The 23,094-nt window shown below is 63.4% G+C and carries 17 protein-coding genes; 7 read left to right on the top strand and 10 right to left on the bottom strand.

The genetic code is table 11. The features are described 5' to 3' along the window. Window positions 1-14: 14 nt before the first annotated feature. Together sfsA and DBR00_RS01385 are read right to left on the bottom strand one after the other, a co-directional pair. Complete coding sequence (gene sfsA / locus DBR00_RS01390) at window positions 15-722, bottom strand: DNA/RNA nuclease SfsA (RefSeq protein WP_108489725.1); 708 nt, start codon at window positions 720-722, stop codon at window positions 15-17. Further along, window positions 712-1,893, bottom strand: coding sequence for a pyridoxal phosphate-dependent aminotransferase (locus DBR00_RS01385; RefSeq protein ID WP_108489726.1), 1,182 nt, complete (start codon window positions 1,891-1,893; stop codon window positions 712-714). The genes sfsA and DBR00_RS01385 overlap by 11 nt, the downstream gene beginning before the upstream one ends. 196 nt (window positions 1,894-2,089) lie before the next feature. Between DBR00_RS01385 and dksA the strand changes: the two genes are divergently transcribed. From dksA to DBR00_RS01370, 3 genes are all read left to right on the top strand, one after another. Then, the gene (gene dksA, locus DBR00_RS01380) at window positions 2,090-2,533 is read left to right on the top strand and encodes an RNA polymerase-binding protein DksA (RefSeq protein WP_090251641.1); all 444 of its coding nucleotides are present in this window, start codon (window positions 2,090-2,092) and stop codon (window positions 2,531-2,533) included. A gap of 230 nt (window positions 2,534-2,763) precedes the next feature. Beyond that, window positions 2,764-3,651, top strand: a complete 888-nt coding sequence (gene gluQRS / locus DBR00_RS01375; RefSeq protein WP_108489727.1) for a tRNA glutamyl-Q(34) synthetase GluQRS — start codon at window positions 2,764-2,766, stop codon at window positions 3,649-3,651. 341 nt (window positions 3,652-3,992) lie between these two features. Beyond that, on the top strand, window positions 3,993-12,497 hold the full coding sequence (locus DBR00_RS01370) for a GH36-type glycosyl hydrolase domain-containing protein (RefSeq protein WP_108489728.1): 8,505 nt from the start codon (window positions 3,993-3,995) through the stop codon (window positions 12,495-12,497). Here the strand turns inward: DBR00_RS01370 and DBR00_RS01365 are convergent. From DBR00_RS01365 to pgm, 3 genes are all read right to left on the bottom strand, one after another. Continuing rightward, window positions 12,492-12,857, bottom strand: coding sequence for a winged helix-turn-helix domain-containing protein (locus tag DBR00_RS01365; RefSeq protein WP_108489729.1), 366 nt, complete (start codon window positions 12,855-12,857; stop codon window positions 12,492-12,494). The two genes, DBR00_RS01370 and DBR00_RS01365, sit on opposite strands and share 6 nt — an antisense overlap. A 108-nt stretch (window positions 12,858-12,965) precedes the next feature. Further along, window positions 12,966-13,124: a DUF3309 family protein gene (locus DBR00_RS01360; protein ID WP_108489730.1), complete on the bottom strand. Its 159-nt coding sequence runs from the start codon at window positions 13,122-13,124 to the stop codon at window positions 12,966-12,968. Between the two features lie 125 nt (window positions 13,125-13,249). Continuing rightward, window positions 13,250-14,902, bottom strand: coding sequence for a phosphoglucomutase (alpha-D-glucose-1,6-bisphosphate-dependent) (gene pgm / locus DBR00_RS01355; RefSeq protein ID WP_108489731.1), 1,653 nt, complete (start codon window positions 14,900-14,902; stop codon window positions 13,250-13,252). Between the two features lie 253 nt (window positions 14,903-15,155). Between pgm and DBR00_RS01350 the strand changes: the two genes are divergently transcribed. Beyond that, window positions 15,156-15,452 (top strand): hypothetical protein, encoded by a 297-nt coding sequence (locus DBR00_RS01350; protein ID WP_108489732.1) that lies wholly within the window; start codon window positions 15,156-15,158, stop codon window positions 15,450-15,452. Between the two features lie 58 nt (window positions 15,453-15,510). Further along, window positions 15,511-17,625, top strand: coding sequence for a bifunctional diguanylate cyclase/phosphodiesterase (locus DBR00_RS01345; RefSeq protein WP_108489733.1), 2,115 nt, complete (start codon window positions 15,511-15,513; stop codon window positions 17,623-17,625). Here DBR00_RS01345 and DBR00_RS01340 read toward each other — a convergent pair. Beyond that, a complete protein-coding gene (locus DBR00_RS01340; RefSeq protein WP_108489734.1) occupies window positions 17,622-18,326 on the bottom strand; it encodes a Crp/Fnr family transcriptional regulator in 705 nt (234 codons plus the stop codon). The two genes, DBR00_RS01345 and DBR00_RS01340, sit on opposite strands and share 4 nt — an antisense overlap. Before the next feature lie 150 nt (window positions 18,327-18,476). After that, a complete protein-coding gene (locus tag DBR00_RS01335; protein WP_108489736.1) occupies window positions 18,477-19,205 on the bottom strand; it encodes a Crp/Fnr family transcriptional regulator in 729 nt (242 codons plus the stop codon). Window positions 19,206-19,442: 237 nt separating this feature from the next. On the opposite strand from DBR00_RS01335, the gene DBR00_RS01330 reads away from it, so the two are divergent. Continuing rightward, window positions 19,443-19,976, top strand: a complete 534-nt coding sequence (locus DBR00_RS01330; RefSeq protein ID WP_108487125.1) for a hypothetical protein — start codon at window positions 19,443-19,445, stop codon at window positions 19,974-19,976. 32 nt (window positions 19,977-20,008) lie between these two features. Here DBR00_RS01330 and DBR00_RS01325 read toward each other — a convergent pair whose 3' ends face one another. Genes DBR00_RS01325 through DBR00_RS01315 form a run of 3 tightly spaced genes read right to left on the bottom strand, consistent with a single transcriptional unit; the run spans window position 20,009 to window position 21,968 of the window. Further along, on the bottom strand, window positions 20,009-20,242 hold the full coding sequence (locus DBR00_RS01325) for an anti-sigma factor (RefSeq protein ID WP_108487124.1): 234 nt from the start codon (window positions 20,240-20,242) through the stop codon (window positions 20,009-20,011). Further along, window positions 20,236-20,847: an RNA polymerase sigma factor gene (locus DBR00_RS01320; RefSeq protein WP_108487123.1), complete on the bottom strand. Its 612-nt coding sequence runs from the start codon at window positions 20,845-20,847 to the stop codon at window positions 20,236-20,238. Before DBR00_RS01320 ends, DBR00_RS01325 begins: the two co-directional genes overlap by 7 nt. Further along, complete coding sequence (locus DBR00_RS01315; RefSeq protein ID WP_108487134.1) at window positions 20,847-21,968, bottom strand: beta-ketoacyl-ACP synthase III; 1,122 nt, start codon at window positions 21,966-21,968, stop codon at window positions 20,847-20,849. The genes DBR00_RS01320 and DBR00_RS01315 overlap by 1 nt, the downstream gene beginning before the upstream one ends. 490 nt (window positions 21,969-22,458) lie before the next feature. Between DBR00_RS01315 and DBR00_RS01310 the strand changes: the two genes are divergently transcribed. Continuing rightward, the gene (locus DBR00_RS01310; protein WP_108487122.1) at window positions 22,459-23,070 is read left to right on the top strand and encodes a LysE family translocator; all 612 of its coding nucleotides are present in this window, start codon (window positions 22,459-22,461) and stop codon (window positions 23,068-23,070) included. Window positions 23,071-23,094: the final 24 nt, after the last annotated feature.

Genomic DNA, 23,094 nt, shown 5'->3' with positions numbered 1-23,094 from the left:
GGAAAGCCCCGATCCTACAACCGCACATCCAGACGCGTGATCAACTGCACACCCTGCGCGCTGATCGCCGCGCCGTAAGCCAGTACTTCAACACCGGCGCTCACCGCCTCACGCAAAGCAGCGGCGTAGGCCGGGTCGATTTCCTCGGCCGGGCGCACCGCATCAATGTCCGTCAGGTTCACGCAATACAGCTGCACCGCGCGAATGCCCTCACGGGCCAGTGCCGCCAGCTCACGCAGGTGTTTGCTGCCACGCTCGGTGCGCGCATCAGGAAAGGCGGCGACGCGGCTGTCGGCGAACCCCAGGGTGACGCTCTTAACTTCGACGAACGCCGCACCTGCCGGGTAGTCCAGGCGAAAGTCGATACGGCTGCATTCCTGACCGTAAGGCACTTCGCGCTTGAGGCTGGTAAAGCCGTTCAGCTCGGCGATCAGCCCGGCACGCAGCGCTTCTTCCACCAGGGCATTAGCGCGCCCGGTGTTGATCACCGCCAGACGACCGTGCGGCGTTTCACCGATCTCCCAGGTACCCGGCAGTTTGCGCTTGGGGTCGTGACTGCGACTGAACCAGATGCGCGCGCCCTCGCTCATGCAGTTGAGCATCGAGCCCGTATTGGCGCAGTGGATGGTCAGCCGCTCGCCGCTGACGGTCTCGATATCGGCGAGAAAGCGCTTGTAGCGACGCAGCAGGCGCCCCTCTTCCAGTGGCGGCTCAAACTGCATGGGGCTTCCAGCTGTTCAAGCCACGTTTGATACGATCCACCGCCTGCTGCAGACGCGGCAGGTCCTGGGTGTAGGCAAAACGCACATGCTGCGTCGCCTGGTAGCGGCCAAAATCCAGGCCGGGGGTAAAGGCCACATGCTCGGTTTCCAGAAAGTGCTGGCAGAAGGCAAAGGCATCACCGCCGAAGGCGCTGATGTCGGCATATAAATAGAAGGCGCCCTCCGGCTCCACAGCGATCTTGAAGCCCAGCTCACGCAGCGCCGGCAGGAGGAAATCGCGGCGGCGCTGAAATGCGTGACGGCGCTGTTCGAGGATCTCCAGGGTCTGCGGCTGAAAGCAGGCCAACGCGGCGTGCTGGGCCATGCTCGGCGCGCTGATATAGAGGTTCTGCGCCAATTTCTCCAGTTCCGGCACGGCGGCCGGTGGTGCCACCAGCCAGCCAAGGCGCCAGCCAGTCATGCCGAAATACTTGGAAAAACTGTTGAGCACAAAGGCTTCGTCGTCCACTTCCAGCACGCTGGCGGCGTCTACACCGTAGGTCAGGCCGTGGTAGATCTCATCCACCACCAGATGCCCGCCACGCGCCTTCAACGCCTGAGACAACCCGCCCAGCTCGTCGCGGCTGAGCAAAGTGCCGGTCGGATTGGCCGGGGAAGCCACCAGTGCGCCGACGCTGTGCTGATCCCAATGACGCTCGATCAGCTCAGGCGTCAGCTGATAACGCACCTCCGGGCCAACCGGCACCAGCTGCGCCGCGCCTTCGACCAGGCGCAGAAAATGCCGGTTGCAGGGGTAACCGGGGTCAGCCAGCAGCCAGTGCTTGCCGGGGTCGACCAGCAGGCTGGTGGCCAGCAGCAAGGCACCCGAGCCGCCGGGGGTGATTAGAATGCGCTGCGGGTCGATATCCAGACCGTAACGTTGGCCATAGAAACTGGAAATCGCCTCGCGTAGGGCCGGCAGGCCGCGCGCGGCGGTGTAACGGGTGTGCCCATCGGCCAGCGCCGCCTGCCCGGCGGCGACAATCGGCGCGGCGGTGGTGAAGTCCGGCTCACCGATTTCCAGATGGATCACATCATGGCCGTCGGCCTGCAGCTGATTGGCACGGGCCAGCAGCGCCATCACGTGAAAAGGTTCTATGGCGCGGCTGCGCGCACTGTAGGACGGGACCATGGGACTGCCTGCCTGGGAGATAAGGCGCGGATTCTAAAGCATACCCGGCGCAGCTTCGACAACCGGGAGTGGCGCAGGCTGAGTTGTTCTGGTAAGTTCGCCCGCTTGCAGCCGCAGGGCCGGTTCTACGCGACGTGGAATCGGCAAGGGACACCGTCCTGCGCAGTGGATTAGAGAGAGTGAGAGGCGGTCATCCATGCCCACCAAAGCAAAAGCAAAAAGCAGCCAACTGACTCGCGGTTTCGAGCCCTATAAAGAAACAAAGGGCGAGGAATACATGGGTGAGCCGATGCGCGCCCACTTCACCGGCATCCTTAACAAGTGGAAGCTGGAGCTGATGCAGGAAGTTGATCGTACTGTGCACCACATGCAGGACGAAGCAGCCAACTTCCCCGATCCAGCGGACCGTGCCAGCCAGGAAGAAGAATTCAGCCTGGAACTGCGTGCCCGTGATCGCGAGCGCAAGCTGATCAAGAAGATCGACGAAACCCTGCAGCTGATCGAAGACAACGACTACGGCTGGTGCGATTCCTGCGGCGTAGAAATCGGCATCCGCCGTCTGGAAGCCCGCCCTACCGCCACCCTGTGCATCGATTGCAAGACGCTGGCGGAAATCAAGGAAAAGCAGATCGGTTCCTGATCTGACCCAGAGGGTGCTTCGGCACCCTCTGTTGTTTCTGTCTCTGCATATGTATGCGCAACAGGTTTTGAAACGTAGGCGAGGCAGGCGAGACAAGGCAGAAATGACCGAGAAAGCGGAGTTTACTGACGTAAATGAGCATTTCGACATTTCGAGACGCCGCGTCCCGGGTCATTTCTAACGCAGTATCGACCACGCAGGTCGTTTTCAAAGCCTGTTGACCCGCACGTATGAACACACCTGCTTATATCGGCCGCTTCGCCCCCACCCCAAGCGGCTACCTGCACTTCGGCTCACTGGTCGCAGCTCTTGCGTCCTACCTTGACGCGCGCGCGGTCAATGGCCGCTGGCTGCTGCGCATGGAAGACCTCGACCCGCCACGCGAAGTCGTCGGCGCTCAGGCCGCCATTCTCAGCACCCTGGAAAGCTACGGCTTCGAGTGGGACGGCGAACTGGTACGCCAGAGTGAGCGCCACGCCGAATACGCCGCGCTGGTCGATCGCCTGCTCAGCCAGGGCCTGGCCTACGCCTGCACCTGCTCACGCAAACAACTGGAAGGTACTCAGGGCATCTACCCCGGCACCTGCCGTAATGCCGGCCACGGCTTTGTCGATGCGGCGATTCGTCTGCGCGTGCCGGAGCTGAACTACCACTTTGTCGACCGCGTACAGGGTGATTACCGCCAGCACCTGGGCCGCGAGGTCGGCGACTTCGTGATTCGCCGCCGCGATGGCCTGTATGCCTACCAGTTGGCGGTGGTGCTCGACGATGCCTGGCAGGGTGTGACCGATGTGGTGCGCGGCGCCGACCTGCTCGACTCCACCCCACGCCAGCTGTACCTGCAAGAGCTGCTCGGCCTGGCGCAGCCACGCTACCTGCATGTGCCGCTGATCATCCAACCGGATGGCCACAAACTGGGCAAATCCTACCGCTCGCCGCCGCTGCCGGCCGATCAGGCCACGCCACTGCTGATCCGTGCCCTGCGTGCGCTGGGCCAGCCGTTGCCGGACGCCGCCCACGACGGCCAGCCGGCCGAACTGCTGCGCTGGGGCAGCATGCATTGGGATGCCTCACGTATACCGCGCAGCCTGACCCTGGCTGAAGCGCAGCTGCGCTAGATTTTCGCGAAACCGGCACTCGCAGAGTCACCCCCGCACAACGCTCCATTGCCCGCTATGTCCGCTAGCGAACAGACCCTGGCAGCAGCGGTGCTGTAGGGTGACGACAATGCTGCGACAGCATTCTTCCCGATGGGGCAGGTTTACCTCGCCATCGCGGTACCCGGGTCTTGGGTGTTGACCGGACACGCCAGCGTCTGCGGCCAATATGCAAAATCAGCACGGCGAAGCAACAGGGGCACGGCAATCGTGACTTCGTAGGTCCGCTGTCGCGGTTTCTCAGATGGGCCTCGCACCTCGACGCCCATCGCGCATGCCAATGATGGCTGGAACCGCGCCCTATGACCTCCGTCTTTACTGCTCTATTCGGCCATGCCGCTGCACCCTCGCCATGGCTTGATCACGCGCCGGTACGCGAAGAACTGTTCGGCATCGAACGCCTCGAACAACATGCCTACACCCTGGCCGCTGCCCAACCGATCAGCAGTAAGCCGCCCGCCGTGCTGTCCTTGCATCGCCGGCTGAACGACAACGCCAAGGTATTGCTTGCGGCCTACCGCGCCAGTGCTGCGGAACTGGCCAACGGCCGTGGCGTGGTGCCGGCGGCCGAGTGGCTGCTGGACAACTATCACCTGGTCGAGGAGCAGATTCGCGAGATTCGCGATGACCTGCCGCCAGGCTATTACCGCCAGCTGCCGAAACTCGCCAGCGGTCCTTTTGCCGGGTATCCACGGGTGCTGGGCCTGACCTGGGCATTTATTGCCCACACCGACAGCCACGTCGACCCGGACATCCTGCAGCGCTTTATCGTCGCCTATCAGCAAGTGCAACCGTTGACCATCGGCGAACTGTGGGCCGTGGCCATCACCCTGCGCATCGTGCTGATCGAAAACCTGCGCCGCCTGGCCGACCAGATGACCGCCGGGCGCAGCGCCCGAGCAGATGCCGATGCCCTGGCCAGCCGCCTGCTGGGTAAAAACGCCCCCTACACGGCGCTCGACAGGGAGTTGCACGAGCGCGCCCGCAGCGCGTTGAGCGAGCCATTTGCCGCACAACTGGCCAAGCGCTTGCGTGACCATGACCCGCTCACCACGCCGGCGCTGGGCTGGCTGGAAGAGCGCCTCGGCGCGCAGGGCAGCAGCAGCGATGAAGTGGTGCAGCACGCGCAGCAGCGCCAGGGCGCGTCCAACCTCACGGTGCGCAACATCATCAACAGCATGCGCCTGATTTCCTCCATCGACTGGGCACAGCTGTTCGAAAACGTCAGCCTGGTGGATGCCCGCCTGGGCACCCGCAGCGACTTTGCCGCGATGGATTTTGCTACCCGCAACCAGTACCGCAGCGCCATCGAGCAACTCGCCCGTGGCAGCACCTGCAGCGAACTGGAGGTTGCCGAACAGGCCCTGCAGGCCAGCCAACTGGCCGGCACAACCGAGCATGCCGACCCACGCACCCGCGACCCCGGCTACCACCTGATCGCCGAAGGCCGGCTGGCGCTGGAGCAGCGCATCAATTTTCGCCCGCCGCTGCGTCTGCGCATCAGCCGTGGCCATATGCGCCTCGGCATGCCCGGCTATGTCGGCGCCATCATTGGCCTGGCCAGTCTGCTGCTGGGCCTGGCGCTGTTCAGCCTGGCCGGCCAGGGCGTGACGGCCGGCTGGCTGCTGGCGCTGGGGGTGCTGGGCTTTCTGCCGGCCAGCGAAGTGGCCACCGCGCTGGTCAACCGCGCCGTCAGTAACAGCTTCGGCGCCATGGGCCTGCCGGGCCTGGAGCTCAGCGAAGGGGTGCCCAGCAGTCTGCGCACGCTGATTGCCGTGCCGACCCTGCTTGGCAGCGAGGCTGATCTGCTGGAGCAGATCGAGCGTCTGGAAGTGCATCACCTGGCCGGGCATGGCGGCGATCTGACCTTCGCCCTGCTCACCGATGGCCTGGATGCTCAGCAGGAAGACCTGGCCAGCGATGCCGCATTACTGCAGCTGGCCAGCGCCGCCATCGACCAGCTCAACCAGCGTTACGGGCCAGGTATCGCCGGCAGCCGCTTTCTCCTGTTGCACCGCCGGCGACAGTTCAACCCCAGTGAAAACGTCTGGATGGGCTGGGAGCGCAAACGCGGCAAGCTGCATGAACTCAATCGCTTGCTGCGCGGTGCCGATGACACCAGCTTTACCCCGGTGCCAGGGCTTATCCAGCGCGTGCCGGACGCGGTGCGCTACGTCATCACCCTGGACGCCGACACCCGCCTGCCGCGCGATGCCGCGCTGCGCCTGGTCGGCAAAATGGCCCATCCGCTGAACCACCCGCGATTCAACAACGCGCTGCAACGGGTGGTCGGCGGCTACGCGATTCTGCAGCCACGAGTGACCCCGTCACTGCCGTTGCAGCGCGAGGGCTCGCTGTACCAGAAGGTCTTCTCCAGCCCCGGCGGCATGGACCCTTACGCGGCGGCTGTGTCCGATGTGTACCAGGACCTGTTCGGCGAAGGCTCCTTTACCGGCAAGGGCATCTACGACATCGACGCCTTCGAGGCCGCGCTGGCCGGCCGAGTCAGGGAAAACAGCCTGCTCAGCCACGATCTGTTCGAAGGGGTTTTCGCCCGCGCAGGCCTGGCTTCGGATGTGGAAGTGGTTGAGGAATTCCCCTCACGCTACGACGTCGCCGGCAAGCGTCAGCACCGCTGGACGCGGGGCGACTGGCAGCTGCTGCCGTGGATTTTCGGGCCGCTACGCGGCAAACAGGCGCTGCCGAACATCGGCCGCTGGAAGATGCTCGACAACCTACGCCGCTCCCTGCTGGCCCCGGCCACCCTGGCGGCGCTGGGCCTGAGCTGGCTGCTGCCGTTGCCGGCAGCGCTCTGCGCCAGCCTGTTGCTGCTGGCCAGCCTGCTGATTCCAACCTTGCTGCCACTGTGCTTCGGCCTGCTGCCGGCACGTGCCGGTATTCGCTGGCGCAGCCACCTCGGCAAGCTGCGTGATGACCTGCTGCTGGCCCTGCTGCAAAGCGCGCTGAACCTGACATTCCTCGCCGACCAGAGCTGGCGCATGCTCGATGCGATCAGCCGTACCCTGACCCGCCTGCTGATCACCCGGCGCAACCTGCTGGAATGGACCACCGCCGCGCAGGCGGCGATCAGCCCACGCTTGAAACTGCTGGGTTTCTACCGCGGCATGGCCGGCGGCACCACGCTCGGCCTGCTGCTGTGCGCTCTAGCCCTGTTCTGGTCACCGACCAGCTGGCCGCTGGTACTGCCCTTCGCCTTGCTCTGGCTTAGCGCACCGGCCATTGCCCTGCTGGTCAGCCGTTCGCCACGCGTGGCCAAACGCTTGCTGATCGACCCGACGCAACGCAACGAGCTACGCCTGATCGCCCGGCGCACCTGGCGCTTCTTCGAAACCTTCGTCACCCCAGCCGACAACCAGCTGCCACCGGATAACTTTCAGGAAGATCCCAAGCCGGTTATCGCCCACCGCACCTCACCCACCAACATGGGCCTGTACCTGCTCTGCGCCATTGCCGCCCGCGATTTCGGCTGGGCCGGCACCCAGGTCACCCTCGCCCGCCTGCAGGCCACACTGGCAGTCATGGCGCAGTTGCAGCGCCATCGCGGGCACTTCTTCAACTGGTACGACACCGAGGATTTACGCCCGCTGGCGCCGGCCTATGTGTCATCAGTGGACAGCGGCAATCTGGCCGGCCATCTGCTGGTGGTGGCCAATGCCTGCGAGGAATGGCTGAACGCCCCCGTGAGTGCGGACGCCCGTCAGGGCATCGACGACAACCTGCAACTGGCCCGCGCCGCGCTGGCGTTAATGCCGGCTGCCGGCAGCGAACGCAGCCAACAACTGCACCAATTACTGCAACAGATCGACGCAGGCCTGAATGGCGCGCAGCCGCTGTTTAGCCTGCTGCCAACCTTGCTGCGCCTGAGTGACAAGGCCACACAACTGGCCGGCGGCATCGCCCCACTCGACACGGACAACCAGGCCGGCGACCTGCTGTTCTGGCTGCAGGCACTGGCCCAGGCCCTGAACGATCTGCAGCAGGATGCCGAGCTGACAGAGAGCCAACGCACAACCTTGCACGACGCGCTGCGCAGCGTCGCCGAGCAGGCACGCAACATGGCCCTGGGCATGGATTTCGCCTTCCTCCTGGAGCCGGAACGCAAGCTGCTGTCGATTGGTTTTTGTCTGGCTGACAACAGCCTGGACAGCAGCTGCTATGACCTACTCGCCTCGGAAGCGCGCCTGGCCAGCCTGTTCGCCATCGCCAAGGGCGATGTCAGCACCCGTCACTGGTTCCGCCTGGGCCGCACCGCCACGCCACTGGGCAGCGGCTCGGCGCTGATTTCCTGGTCCGGCTCGATGTTCGAATACCTGATGCCCTCGCTGGTCATGCGCGCCCCAGCCGGCAGCCTGCTGGAGCAGACCAACCGCCTGGTGGTCGCGCGCCAGGCCGCCTATGGCAATGATCTGGGCATCCCCTGGGGGATTTCCGAGTCGGCCTACAACGCCCGCGACATGGAGCAGACCTACCAGTATTCCAACTTCGGCGTACCGGGCCTGGGCCTCAAGCGCGGCTTGTCCGCCAACCGGGTGATTGCCCCCTACGCCACCGGTCTGGCGACCATGGTCGACCCGCAAGGCGCACTGGCCAACTACCGCCGCCTGAGTGAGATGGGCGCATTGGGCCGCTATGGTTTCTATGAAGCACTGGACTTCACCCACACGCGCCTGCCGGATGAGCAGCCCTTTGCCATCGTCCGCAATTTTATGGCCCACCATCAGGGCATGAGCATCGTCGCCATTGCCAACACCCTGCATGACGGCCAGATGCGTGCACGCTTCCACCGCGAACCCATGATCCAGGCCTGCGAACTGCTGTTGCAGGAGCGTATGCCACGCAATGTCGCAGTCGCCCATCCGCGTGCCGAAGAGGTCAGCGCCTGCGCCGCAGAAGCCGACTGCACGCTGCACAACGAACGCCGATTGAACCACTTCAACGGCAATCCGCCGGTTACCCACCTGCTCAGCAACGGCCGTTACAGCGTGATGCTCACCGCCAGCGGCGCGGGTTACAGCCGCTGGCGCGACATCGCCATCACCCGCTGGCAAGAAGACAGCACCCGCGACCCGCACGGTTCATTCATCTTTCTCTGGGACACTCGCAACGGCACGCACTGGTCACTGGGCGCACAGCCGAGCAGCGGCAACCCCTATGACGAAGTGGTGTTCGCCGAGGACTACGCCAGCTACAGCCGCCACGACGGCAACCTCAGCACCAATCTGGAAGTGCTGGTCTCCGGCGAAGACGATGGTGAAGTGCGCCGCGTCTCGCTGACCAACAGCGGCCGCGTGGCGCGGGAGATCGAACTGACCTCCTACGCCGAACTGGTGCTGGCCAGCGCCGCCAGCGACAACGCCCACCCGGCGTTTTCCAAGCTGTTTGTGGTCACCGAGTACCTGCCCGCCTTCGCTGCGTTGATTGCCACGCGGCGCCCGCGCAGTGCCAGCGAGCAGGCATTATGGGCCGCGCACTTTGCCGTGGTTGAAGGTGACGTGAGTGCCGCGCCGCAGTACGAATCCGACCGCGCGCAGTTTCTCGGACGCAGTTGTGCGCTGCATGCCGCCGCAGTGATTCGTCTGGGCCAGCGCCTGTCCAATAGCGTCGGCACGGTGCTGGACCCGATCTTCTCGCTGCGCCAGCGCCTGCTGATCGAACCCGGCAAGATTGCCCGTGTAGCGTTCTGGACGGTGGTGGCGCCTACCCGTGAGGCGCTGCTTGATTTGATCGACAAGCACCACGACCGCAGCGCCTTCGAGCGCGCGAAAACCCTGGCCTGGACCCAGGCCCAGGTGCAATTGCGCCACCTCGACATGCTCGCCGCCGAAGCTGCCGACTTTCAGCGCCTGGCGGCACCGATCCTGTATGCCGACTCGCGTTTTCGCGCACCGCAAGCCAGTCTGCTGCGCGGCCTCGGCAGCCAGTCAGGGCTGTGGTCCCAGGGGATTTCCGGCGACCTGCCGATTGTCCTGCTGCGCATCAGTGACGCCGAAGACATTGCTCAGGTGCGGCAACTGCTGCGCGCCCACGAATACTGGCGAATGAAGCGCCTGGCCGTGGACCTGGTGATCGTCAACGAGCATGCCTCTTCCTACCTGCAGGATCTGCAAGTGGCCATTGAAACTGCCGTGCGCAGCAGCCAGTCACGCCCACGCTTTGCCGCCGAACTGGCGCAGGGCGCAGTATTCGTGCTGCGCGCTGACCTGCTCAGGGGTGAATACCGCGAACGCCTGCAGGCCGTCGCCAGGGTGCTGCTGGTGGCGCATCGCGGGCCAATAGCCGAACAACTGGCCCGTATCCCGGCCTGCCCCAGCCCCGTACCGGCAAGCACCAGCAACCACAGCGCGCAACCCCTGCCGGTATTCCACGCAGCGCCGCCAAGCCCGCTGGAATGTGCCAATGGCCTGGGCGGCTTCGATCTGGATGGCCGCGAGTACGTGGTGCGCCTGGACGCCTGGAGCAACACCCCGGCACCGTGGATCAACGTGATTGCCAATCCGCAGTTCGGCTTTCAGGTCTCGGCCGAAGGCAGCGGCTACACCTGGGCCGACAACAGCCGGGAAAACCAGCTCACACCCTGGTCCAACGACCCCGTCAGCGACCCGCCAGGCGAAGCCCTGTATATCCGTGACGAAGACAGCCTGGCGCTGTTCAGCCCCACCGCCCAACCGCTGCGCGACAGCGGCCACTATGAAGCGCGGCATGGCTTTGGTTACAGCCGCTTCAGCCATCAGGCCAGCGGCATTGCCATGGAGCTGCTGCAGTTCGTGCCGCTGGACGACCCGATCAAAATCTCCCGCCTGACCCTGCGTAACCTCTCCGGCCGCCCACGCCGCCTCAGCGTGACTGCCTATGCCGAATGGGTGCTGGGCAGCACGCGGGCCGCCAGCGCGCCGTTTATCGTCAGTCAGCAGGACAGCGCCACCGGCGCCGTTCTGGTCCGCAACCCGTGGAGCATCGCCTTTACCGGGCGCAGCGCATTCAGCGACCTGGGCGGCCGGCAAAGCAGCTGGACGGCGGATCGCAGCGAGTTTATCGGGCGTAACGGCAGCCTCACGCAACCCGCCGCCCTGGCCCGCCTGGCAACGCTGAGCGGCAGCCTGGGTGCGGGGCTCGATCCCTGCACGGCGCTGCAATGTCAGCTGGAACTGCAGCCAGGGGAAAGCGTGGAAGTGCTCTGGTTCCTCGGCCAATGCGCCAGCGAACAGCAGGCCAGCAGCTTGATTACGCAGTACCGCGAGGCCGATCTGGACGCCGTGCTACTCAAGGTGCAGGCGCACTGGCAGCGCGTGCTCGGCGCGGTGCAGGTGCAGACGCCAAGCCGCGCCATGGACATCATGCTCAACGGCTGGCTGCTCTATCAGACCCTGGCCTGCCGCGTCTGGGCGCGCTCGGCGTTCTACCAGGCCAGCGGTGCCTACGGCTTTCGCGACCAGCTGCAGGACGGCATGGCGCTGACCTTTGCCAGCCCATCGATCACCCGCGGGCATATCCTGCGTGCAGCCAGCCGTCAGTTTGTCGAGGGTGATGTGCAGCACTGGTGGCTGCCACATTCCGGCCAGGGCGTGCGCACGCGCATCTCCGATGACCGGGTGTGGCTGGCCTACGCCACTGCGCAGTACATCCAGTGCAGCGGCGATGCAGCAATTCTCGATGAGCAATTGGACTTTCTCGAAGGCCCGCTGCTGACCGCTGGCGAACATGACGCGTTCTTCCAGCCGATGCAGGCCGATGCGCCGGATTCGCTGTTCGAGCACTGCGCCCGCGGCCTCGACCAGTGCCTGCAACTGACCGGCGAACTGGGTCTGCCACTGATTGGCGGCGGCGACTGGAACGACGGCATGAACCGCGTCGGCGAGCACGGCAAGGGCGAAAGTGTGTGGCTCGGCTGGTTGCTGCTGCGCACCATCGCGCTGTTTGCGCCCTACGCTGAAACCCATGACAGCGCCCGCGCCGCACACTGGCGAACGCATGCTGCACAACTGCGCGCGGCGCTGGAAGCACACGCCTGGGATGGCCAGTGGTACCGCCGCGCGACCTTCGATGACGGCACCTGGCTCGGCTCGGTGCAAAGCAGCGAATGCCGGATCGACTCGATTGCCCAGTCCTGGGCGGTGCTGTCCGCCAGTGCCGATCCGCGGCGGGCAAACATGGCCATGGCTGCCATGCAGCGCCAGCTGATCCGCGAGGACGACGGCATCGCCCTGCTGTTCACCCCGCCGTTCGACAAAACCCCGCTGGAGCCCGGCTATATCAAGGGTTATCCGCCGGGCTTGCGGGAGAACGGCGGGCAATACAGCCATGCGGCGATGTGGGCGATTCTGGCGTACTGCCAGCTCGGCTCGGCCAAGCAGGCGTTCGACCTGTTTGATCTGGTCAACCCGATCAAACACGGCAACAGCCCTGAAGCCTGCCAACGCTACAAGGTCGAGCCTTATGTGCTGGCCGCCGATGTTTACGCGGTGGCACCGCACAACGGCCGCGGTGGTTGGACCTGGTACACCGGCGCGGCCGGCTGGATGCACCGCGCTGGTGTCGAAGGAATTCTCGGCATTCGCCGCGAGGGTGACTGGCTGTTGCTCAACCCCTGCATCCCTCCCGACTGGCCGGGCTTTAGCGCAGGTATCGCCCTGGCTGGCAGCCACTACCAGATTGAGCTGAGCAACCCGGCGCAACGTAGCCAGGGCATTCGCCAAGCCTGGCTGGACGACCAGCCCATCACTTGCCCGCCAGGGCCATTAAAAGTCGCCCTGGATGGCGCGGTCCATCGCTTGCGGATTGAGTTATAGGTCGCTGTTAGCCGGCGGTTCAGCCAGCAGTTCGGCCAGCTCGTCGCAACCGCTCTGCACCGCTGCCAGGGCGGCGACGCAGAGGGCGCGGTAGCGCTGCAGAATCAGCTCGCCGGTGGCGGTGAGCTGGGTGCCACCGCCCTGCTTGCCGCCGGCCAGGGTGCTGACCAACGGCTGCTTGAAACTGCGGTTCATGGTTTCCACCAACAACCAGGCACGCCGATAGGACATGCCCATGGCGCGCGCGGCGGCGCTGATCGAACCGTGCTGGGCGATGGCTGCCAACAGTTCTGCCTTGCCGGGGCCGATGGCAATATCAGCGCCGTTGTGCAGACGGATTTTCAGATCAAGACGGTACATGCGGCGACCACAGCGGAGGATACGTTGCGCAGACTAACGCCTGAATCACTCAGGCGAAAGCGGCAAACCACTGGCTGCGCAGCGGCCGTGGAACAGGTCAGATAGCGGTTAAATTCGGCCCATTAACAGCAGCACCAACAGCACCACCACCACTACGCCCAAACCGCCGGTAGGCCCGTAACCCCAGCTTCTGCTGTGTGGCCAGGCCGGTATGGCACCGATCAATAACAGCACCAGCACGATCAATACAATGCTACCCAGGCTCATGGCGTTCTCCTTGATGAGTTGCAGCACGCCGGAGCAACAGGTGCCGGCACGGCACCCAAGCGCTGCTTCATCCTGTACGCCACAGCGGCAGGTGTCGGTGCGCTATCGCACCGACGGCGGCCCTGCTATTCGGCAACCAGTGCCCCATCCACGATCTGCTGCGCCTCGCTGAAGATGCGCTGCAGGTGCGCCGCATCGCGGAAGCTCTCGGCGTAGATTTTGTAGATGTCTTCGGTACCGGATGGCCGCGCGGCGAACCAGCCGCCCTCGCTGATCACCTTGATGCCACCAATCGCCGCGCCATTGCCCGGCGCCTTGTCGAGCACCTGGGTAATGGCATCGCCCGCCAGTTCACGGCTGCTGATCTGCGCCGGCGAGAGTTTACCCAGCGCTTTTTTCTGCGCCGGTGTAGCCGGCGCATCAACGCGGTCGGCATAGATCGCACCGAACTCAGCGCTCAGGCCCTGGTACAGCTCGCCAGGGTCACGCCCAGTCACTGCGGTCATCTCGGCGGCCAGCAGGGCCAACGCGATGCCGTCCTTGTCGGTGGTCCAGACCCGACCATCACGGCGCAGGAAGGTCGCCCCGGCGCTCTCCTCGCCGCCAAAGCCCAGCGAGCCGTCGAACAGACCGCCGGCAAACCATTTGAAGCCCACCGGCACTTCCTGCAGCGGTCGGCCCAGGCGTGTGCTGACGCGGTCAATCATCGCGCTGCTGACCAGGGTCTTGCCCACCGCTGCTGTGGCGCTCCACTGCGGACGATGCTGAAACAGGAAATCGATGGCCACACTGAGGAAGTGGTTGGCCGGCAGCAGGCCGACGCTTGGCGCAACGATGCCGTGACGGTCATAGTCGGTGTCGCAGGCAAAGGCGATGTCGTAGCCATTTTTCAGGCCGATCAGGCGCTGCATGGCATGGCTGGAGGATGGGTCCATGCGGATCTGTCCGTCCCAGTCCAGGCTCATAAAGGCGAACTGCGGGTCGATAATCTCGCTCACCACGTCCAGATTGAGGCCGTACTGCTCGGCGATGCGGCCCCAGTAATGCACGCCGGCGCCGCCCAACGGGTCGACACCCAGGCGCAGGCCCGCCGCGCGGATCGGCGCGAAGTCGATGACGTTGCCCAGATCGTTCACATAGCTGGCGAGGTAATCGTATTCCTGCACATTGGCCGCCTGTCGCGCCTGCGCCAGGGGCATGCGTTTGACCTCGCGCAGGCCGCCTTCAAGCAACGCATTGGCGCGGTTCTGCACCCAGGTGGTGATATCGCTGTCGGCCGGGCCGCCGTTGGTGGGGTTGTACTTGAAGCCGCCGCTGTCCGGCGGGTTATGCGAGGGGGTGATGACGATGCCATCGGCCAGGCCCGAACTGCGGCCCTGGTTGTGCACCAGGATGGCCTGGCTGATCGCCGGCGTCGGGGTGAACTCGCCGCCGGCGGAGATCATGGTCTGCACACCATTGGCCGCCAGCACTTCAATCGCGCTGTCCAGCGCCGGTTGCGACAGCGCGTGGGTATCGGCACCGATAAACAGCGGGCCACTGATGCCCTGGGCCACCCGGTAATCGCAGATCGCCTGGCTGATCGCCAGCACATGAGCCTGATTGAAGCTGTACGCCAGGGAGCTGCCGCGATGCCCGGAGGTGCCGAATGCCACGCGCTGGCTGGCCACGCTCAGGTCCGGCTGCAGGTCGTAATAGGCCGCCAGCAGCGCAGTGATGTCGGTCAACAGGGACGCAGGTGCCGGCTGACCGGCCAAAGGGTGAATACGCGGGCTCACGGGGGCTCCAGATAATGACAGGACAGCGAAAGGTCGCCAGTTTAGCAGCCCTGCCCGGGAAACCCGACAGCCTTTCGCGGCCGCCGATCTGGGTGCGATAGCGCACCGACAATACCCCTACGATCACCGAATCTAGCGTTGCGCGATCAATACCCAGTGGCGATCGATCGCACAGCACTCCCCCTGTCAGGTTACTGATGCAGTCGGGCCAGTTGCTGACACAAGGCCGATGTCCGCAGAGTGGAGAAATGGCATGCACAGGTTCGGTTTTATCCCTACAGCGGCCTGTTATAGCCTGATGGGGCTGTTGTTGCTGAATGCCAGTGTACGGGCCGAGGAACTGTTCGCAGCGGACGCTTTCACCCGCGACGCCGAGCGGCCTGCAGTCCAGCCTTTGCGTAGCCGCCACGAACTGCAACCGGCCGCTTGGCTGGACCGTGACAAGGCCAGCCCGCCCCCCGGGGCCTGGCGTGCCGATCAGTGGCTTGCCCCATTAGCGCCGGCTCTGCCCCCAAACATGCCAGCACAGCCACCCGGTCTGCGCTTCTGACGCCGGGCGGCCGTTCCGCCATCACTTGCGCAGAGCGCGAAAAGGAAGTCTCGGTCATATGGGCAATCGCATCCTGATCATCACCAGCAACAGCCATGACGCGGCCACCCTGGAAGAAGCCCTGCAACGCGCCCAGGACGGTCCTTTCAGCATTGAGTGGGTAACCCGATTGAGCATCGCCATGGAGCGTCTGCGCGCAGACAACGCCGTGACGATCGACGCCATCCTGGTCGATCTGCACTTACCGGACAGCCAGGGACTGGCCACTTTTACAGCCCTGTTTGCCCTGGTGCCGGGTATTCCGATCATGACCCTCAGCGAACTGGATGCCGATCAGCAAACCAGCGAAGCGATTCGCCAGGGTGCCCAGGGCTGCCTGTACAAGGACTATTTCAACAACGCCCTGGTGCCACAGGCGCTGCGCAATATCATTCTGCGCAAGGCGGTTGAAGAAGCGCTGTTTGTCGAGAAGACACGCCTGGCCATCACCCTTAACTCGATCAGCGATGCGGTGATTGGCACCGACCTGCACGGCCAGGTCGACTACCTGAATGCGGCGGCCGAGCGGATGACCGGCTGGCAACTTGCCGACGCACAGAAGCAACCGATCGAGCGCATCATGTGCCTGGTCCACAGCAAGACCCGCGAGCCAGTGGCCAACCCGGTCGTCAAGGTACTGCAGGACAACACCTGCAAGCTACTGGCGGCCGGCACCCTGCTGATCCGCCGCGACGGCAGCGAATCGACGATTGAGGATTCCGCCGCGCCGATCCATGACTCGGCCGGGCGCCTCAAGGGTGCCGTAATGGTGTTTCACGACATAACCGCCGCCCACGCCATGACCGAGAAAATGACCCACCTGGCACAGCACGACAGCCTGACCAACCTGCCCAATCGCGCCCTGCTCAACGACCGCATCGGCCAGGCGATTGCCCTGGCCGAACGGCATAACGGCCAACTGGCCCTGCTGTTCCTCGACCTGGACAACTTCAAACACATCAATGACTCGTTGGGCCACAGTGTTGGCGATCAGTTGCTACAGGCCGTGGCGCTGCGCCTGAGTGACTGCGTGCGCGGTTCCGATACCGTCAGCCGCCTGGGCGGCGACGAGTTCGTCATCCTGTTGGGGGAAAGTCACTCGGCCGAGGATGCCGCGCGTACAGCCGAGAAAATCCTCGAGGCCCTGGCCAGTACCTATGTAATCGCAGACCAGCAGCTGCATATCAGCGCCAGCATCGGTATCAGCACCTACCCCAATGATGCCGAGAATGCGCCTGATCTGATCCGTACAGCCGACACCGCGATGTACCAGGCCAAGGAAGAAGGCCGTAACAACTACCAGTTCTTTCGCAGTGAAATGAATGTACGCGCAGTAGAACGACAAGTGGTTGAAGCACACCTGCGCAGCGCCCTGGAAAAAGATCAGTTCATCCTTCACTACCAGCCCAAGATCGACCTGCACAGCGGCCGTATTACCAGCGCCGAAGCACTGATCCGCTGGCAGCACCCCAGTTGGGGGATAATCCTGCCGGCTCGTTTCATCCCGGTTGCCGAGGCCTGCGGCCTGATCGTGCCGCTGGGTCGCTGGGTCTTGCAGCAGGCCTGCAAACAGGCCAAGCGCTGGGAAAACTGCGGCTATGTCCTGGATTCGGTGGCAGTGAACATCTCAGCCCTGGAGTTTCGCCGTCAGGACTTTGTCGACAGCGTGCGCGAGGCGTTGCAGAGCAGTGATCTGGACGCCCACAAACTGCAACTGGAAATCACCGAAAGCGTGCTGATGCGTGATGCCCAGGCCAGCGCGACGATCCTGCAGCAACTGAAGAACCTCGGCGTACAGCTGGCGGTGGATGATTTCGGCACAGGCTATTCCAGCCTCAGTTACCTCACCCAGTTCCCCATCGATGTGCTGAAGATTGATCGCACCTTTGTCCAGGCCATCGAGAACAGCAATGGCATCATCGTCAGTGCGGTCATTGCCATGGGCAACAGCCTAAAACAGCGGGTGATTGCCGAAGGCATCGAGGAACCGGCGCAGTTGGAGTTTCTGCGCCACCATCAGTGCGGTGAAGGCCAGGGCTATCTGTTCAGCCATCCAGTCAGCGTGGAGCAGTTCACCCACCTGCTGCGCAGCGGCATCCACTCGCCAATCAATACCCTGGCGAATACCTCCTAGAACTGTGCGCGGTAATCAGCCCGCAGCACCGCATAGCACTCACACGCCACCTGCTCCAGGCCATGGCGGTTGAGGATATTGATCTCGCCACGGCTGTAGCTGATCAGGCCGCGCCCCTGCATGGCGGCGGCGGCAATCGACACCCCACTGCGGCGCACCCCGAGCATGTCGGCGAGAAATTCATGGGTCAGGTGAAAATGATCGGCATGCGCGCGGTCGTGGGTCATCAGCAGCCAACGAGCCAGGCGCGGCTCGATCTCGTGAAAATGCATGCAGGCGGCACTCTGCGACAACTGCGCCATCACCACATACAGATAGCGTTTGAGCATACGCTGCAAGGCCGGGCTGTTCAGCAGCTCCTGCTTGAACAGCGTACTGCTGAGACACAAGGCACTGCCGGCACCCTGTACCACGGCGCGCATCGGAGCCTGCGCCACCCCCAGGGCGAGGGTGGCACCGAGCATGCCTTCATTACCTATCAGCCCCATTTCCAGGGGTTGATGCCCCTCTAAGGTGGTGACCAGGGAAACAAACCCGCTCAAAGGGAAGTACACGTGGTGAATCGGTTGGTGGGCCTCGTGCAACACGCTGCCGAAAACCAGGTCCACCTGCTCGCAGCCGTCGAGCAGGTGTTTGCGTGACTTGCTCGGTAGGCTCTCGATCAGCTGGCTGAGGATATGCAGCGGTGCTTTAACAGACATTCACTTGTCCCGAGCACGGCTTGCCAAAGAATGGCGCGACAACGGTGCTTGACGCTCTCGCCGTTGCAGTCTGCCTGAGCATTGAGCACGGCTCTGTGCGCTGCGGCACTCAAGCCAGGCGATTAAATGGCTATCCGCGCGCGTAACCGGTTAGTGCGCCGGATGCGCCACTTTATATGGCAGCAGGCGGTCGGTTTCGCGTTTGACCACGGCATAGCACTCACAGCTCAGGCGCTCGAGCTTGTCCCGATCCAGCACGGTGATTAGCCCACGGCTGTAATCGATAACCCCCAGGCGATGCAGCTTGCCGGCGGCCTCAGTAACGCCTTCGCGGCGTACGCCAAGCATATTGGCAATCAGCTCCTGGGTCATGGCCAGCTGGCTGCCGGAAAGACGATCCAGCGACAGCAATAACCAGCGGCACAGCTGCTGATCAATCGAGTGATGGCGGTTGCACACCGCCGTCTGCGCCATCTGGGTAATCAGCGCCTGGCTGTAGCGCAACATCAGCTGCAGCATGTCGCCATGGCGGTTGAACTCTTCCTTGAAGCGTTTGCCGAGTACCCGGTAAGCGCTACCGGCACTTTGCACAATGGCGCGGCTGGTGGTGCTCTCGCCGCCCATGAACAGCGCCACACCGATGACCCCGTCATTACCCACCACGGAAATCTCCGCCGATGCGCCGCTCTCCATCACATACAGCAGGGAGACAATCGAGTCGGTGGGAAAGTACACATGGCGTAAGGTATCGCCCGATTCATACAGCACCATGCCCAACGGCATGGCCACCAGCTCAAGGTGCGGCAGCAGACGCTCCAGAACCTCATCAGGCAAGGTGGCAAGAAGGTGGTTCTGCTGCGGACTGGGGTTTACGGACATCACTGTCTCCGAATCGAGGATCTGCTGGCTATTCATGCATGAACACAACAGCGCCTGGACTGCACAGGCCAGCATAATCGAATCTGATTATTTATCTGTACGCTAGCGTACAGACAGGCTCGCCGCGCTGCGGCTACAAGAACCCACACGGGCCATGCTGCACGCCCACAGGTGCAGCTTCTCCGGTCATTTCCGGCTATCCTTGCCAGCCTCTTTTTATACCCCAGGATGACCGCAATGAAAGCCCAGCTCGAAGAACTGATCAGCAAGATAAGCTCGGGCTGCATGCTGGCCGAAGACGTCGCGCGTATCGCCGATGAAGCCGCCCAGGCTTACGCCGACCCACAGGCATTTCTCGCCGCGAACCCGGACATCAACTACGACGACAGCTTCCCTATCCCGCTGGGTGAATGGGTGGTGGTCGGTAGCCTGCCGGAAACCGTGCTGTTCCAGGCCGATAGCTATGACGCACTGTTCCAGCAGATCACTGAGTCGTTCGGCCCGGAAGTGAGCTTTGTGCTCAAGCCCAAACAACTGGTGAAGGTTGAGCCGCTGAAAGCGCTGAACCGCATTCAGGTGCAACTGGCCAGCCTGTCGCCGGAAACCAAGGGGTATGTCTTGCTGGACTTCAGCGAACCGCTGGATGACGCGCTGCAAGCCGTACTGGTGTACAGCACGGACCTGACGCGGGTGATGGCGCTTGCAGTGGAAGTCGGCATCTACGCCGCACCGGCCTATGAGGCGCTAAAGGCCGCTCAGGAAGCCGAGTAAACGAGAAGTGAGCCAGGCCAACGGCCTGGCGATCAGGAATGCTGGCGGCGTAACTCAGCCAGCTTGGCGGCCAACGCGTCCAGCTCGGCGCTTTGCTCGGGCGGCAGCTGGCGCAGCACCGTCTGGCTCAGGCGCATCTGTTTGATAAACCGCCGACAGTGCTGACACATGGCCAGGTGCAAACGTACCGACATACGCTGACGCAGGCCTAACTGCCCATCGAGAAACTCGCTGGAGTGGGCCACCAGCTGCTTGCAACTCAACATTGGCCGGTCTCCTCAAAATGCTCCAGGGTGGCGAATACCTTGAGCCGTGCGCGGTGCAACAGCACCCGCACATTGGAGAGCGAAACCTGCAAAAGATTACAGATCTCCTCCAACTCCAACCCTTCACGCTCACGCAGGTGCAACACGCTGCCCTGCAACTCGGACAGGCTGGCCAGGGTTTTCTCCAGGCATTCGCGCAATTCCTCCTCGGTCAGCAGGGCTTCCGGCGAGTCGTGATGCCAGGCATGCGGCGCCAGCAGCCAATGGCCGTCCGCACTGAAACGTTCATCACCAATACTGCCGTGAGGCGCGGGAATATCGTCGAGCAGCACTTCGCGGCGATTGCCCTTCAGGCGGGTTTTCGCGGTGTTGGCGGTGATGGTCAGCAGCCAGGTCTTCAGGCTGGAACGCGCCTGAAAACCGTCGAGGCTGCGCACCACGGCCAGCCAGGCGTCCTGCACCACTTCATCGGCATTGCGGCGGCCAACAATGGCAAAGGCCACCGCGCGCATCGCCCCCTGATAGGTGGCAACCAGCTCGCGGTAGGCCTTCTGTTCGCCTGCACGCAGACGCGTGAGCAGCGCCTGATCGGCCGGGTAATCCATTAGTGCTTACGCAGGATCACGCTACCAATCGAATAACCGGCGCCGAACGAGCTGAGCACGCCCAGGGCACCGCTCGGCAGGTCTTCCTGGTATGTGTGCAAGGCGATCACCGAACCGGCCGAACTGGTGTTGGCGTAGGTGTCGAGAATCACCGGTGCCTCGCCTGGTTCAGCATCGCGACCGAGCAGCTTGCGCGCGATCAGCAGGTTCATGTTGAGGTTGGCTTGGTGCAGCCAGAAGCGCTTCACATCGCCGACGTTCAGCTTGTTCTCGGCCAGGTGCGCGGCAATCAGCTCGGCGACCATCGGGCAGACATCCTTGAACACCTTGCGACCTTCCTGCACAAACAGCTTGTCGCGGGCACCAACGCCCTCTTCCCCACAGCGGTTGAGGAAGCCGAAGTTGTTGCGGATGTTGTTGCTGAACTGGGTGATCAGCTTGGTGCCGACGATATCGAACTGGTAGTTCGACGTGGCCTGGTCGGCACGTTCAATGATCACGGCGGTGGCCGCGTCGCCGAAGATAAAGTGGCTGTCGCGATCACGGAAGTTCAGGTGGCCGGTGCAGATTTCCGGGTTGACCATCAGAATCGCGCGGGCCTGCCCCAGTTGCACACTGTTGGCCGCCGCCTGAATGCCGAAGGTGGCCGAAGAGCAGGCCACGTTCATGTCGTAGCCGAAGCCCTGAATACCCAGCGCAGCCTGCACCTCAATCGCCACCGCCGGATAGGCGCGCTGCAGGTTGGAACACGCGACGATCACCCCGTCGATATCGGCAGCGGTCTTGCCGGCACGGGCCATGGCGTCCTTGGCGGCGCCTACGGCCATTTCGCAGAGGATGCCCCAGTCTTCATTGCTACGCTCCGGGATGCGTGGTGCCATGCGTTTAGGGTCGAGGATGCCGGCCTTGTCCATGACAAAGCGGCTCTTGATGCCGGACGCTTTTTCGATAAAACCGCTGCTCGACTCACTCAGCGCTTCGATTTCACCACTGGCGATGGCCGCCGCGTTGTCGGCATTGAACTGCTGCACGTAGGTGTTGAACGACTCGACCAACTCATCGTTGGAAATACTGTTAGCCGGGGTATAGAGGCCGGTACCACTGATCACGACGTTATACACAGTCATTCCTCTTGTTCTTTGCCGCAGGCAGCGGCCAGTTATGCAATGCGCCCGAGGCTATGCGCCATGGGCAAAAATGGGCTGACAGGCTCAGCAAACTCGATCCATGAAACGTCCTGTTACGAGCCTCGGAGTTTGCCACAGCCGGGGGGCGTTCGTCCGCTCAGCACGTCAGGCCGACTGCAACAAGCTGTCGGCTATTGAGGCAAAGATGCTCATAACGTGGTCCAAGACACATCCCGCCCAGTCTCTTCGGACGGCTGCCAGGCAGCGAGCAAGCGGTATTTCCACCTTTACCGACAAAGCGCTGCGCTCCGCGCCAGCAGATTTTTTGCAGGCCAATCGCTGCCCCTCCTTGCACCGCCCAGGCTGATCATCATGACGACCGTGCGGCTTAAGCCGGCTTGACTATCCACACGCAGCATGAAAAAACAGGGGCTCGCAGGGACGTACAAGGCCCTGCACTTCCCTGCGTCTGGATACCTGTCTTATGGCTCTGCATACCTGGCTGCTTTTTGTCACAGCGGTATTTGGCCTGGCGCTGACGCCTGGCCCCAACGGCCTGCTCGCGCTCAGCCATGGTGCCTTGTACGGCCATCGCAAAACCCTGTTTACCGTCAGCGGCGGCGTGCTGGGATTTACCCTGCTGATGGCCTTGTCGATGCTCGGTATCGGCACCCTGCTGCAAGCCTCGGCGCAGGCCCTGACCATCCTCAAATGGCTCGGCGGCGCCTACCTGATCTGGCTCGGCATTCAGCTCTGGCGCGCACCGCCACTGCACCTCGCGATGGCCGAGAAAGCAGCCGAGAGTAGCGGCGTCAAGCTGTTTCGCCAGGGCCTGCTATCGGCATTGTCCAACCCCAAGGTGATCCTGTTTTTCGGCGCCTTTCTGCCGCAGTTTCTCGACCCACGCGGTGACCTATTGCTGCAGTTCGCCATCATGGCGCTGACCTTCGCCGTGGTCGAAGGCAGCGTCGAATACCTGCTGGCGCGTATGGCTCATCGCGTGCGGCCCTGGCTGCAACGCAGTGGCAAAGGCTTCAACCGTTGCTGCGGCGGGCTGTTTGCGCTGATGGGCGCAGCCCTGCCGATGACGCGCTGAACCGCCTCGACCAGAAAGGATCCG

This window comes from Pseudomonas sp. HMWF032 (genome assembly GCF_003060885.1).
GTDB lineage: Bacteria > Pseudomonadota > Gammaproteobacteria > Pseudomonadales > Pseudomonadaceae > Aquipseudomonas.
The sequence above is the reverse complement of the archived record's forward strand: the minus strand, read 5'-3'. Positions and strand labels throughout refer to the sequence as shown.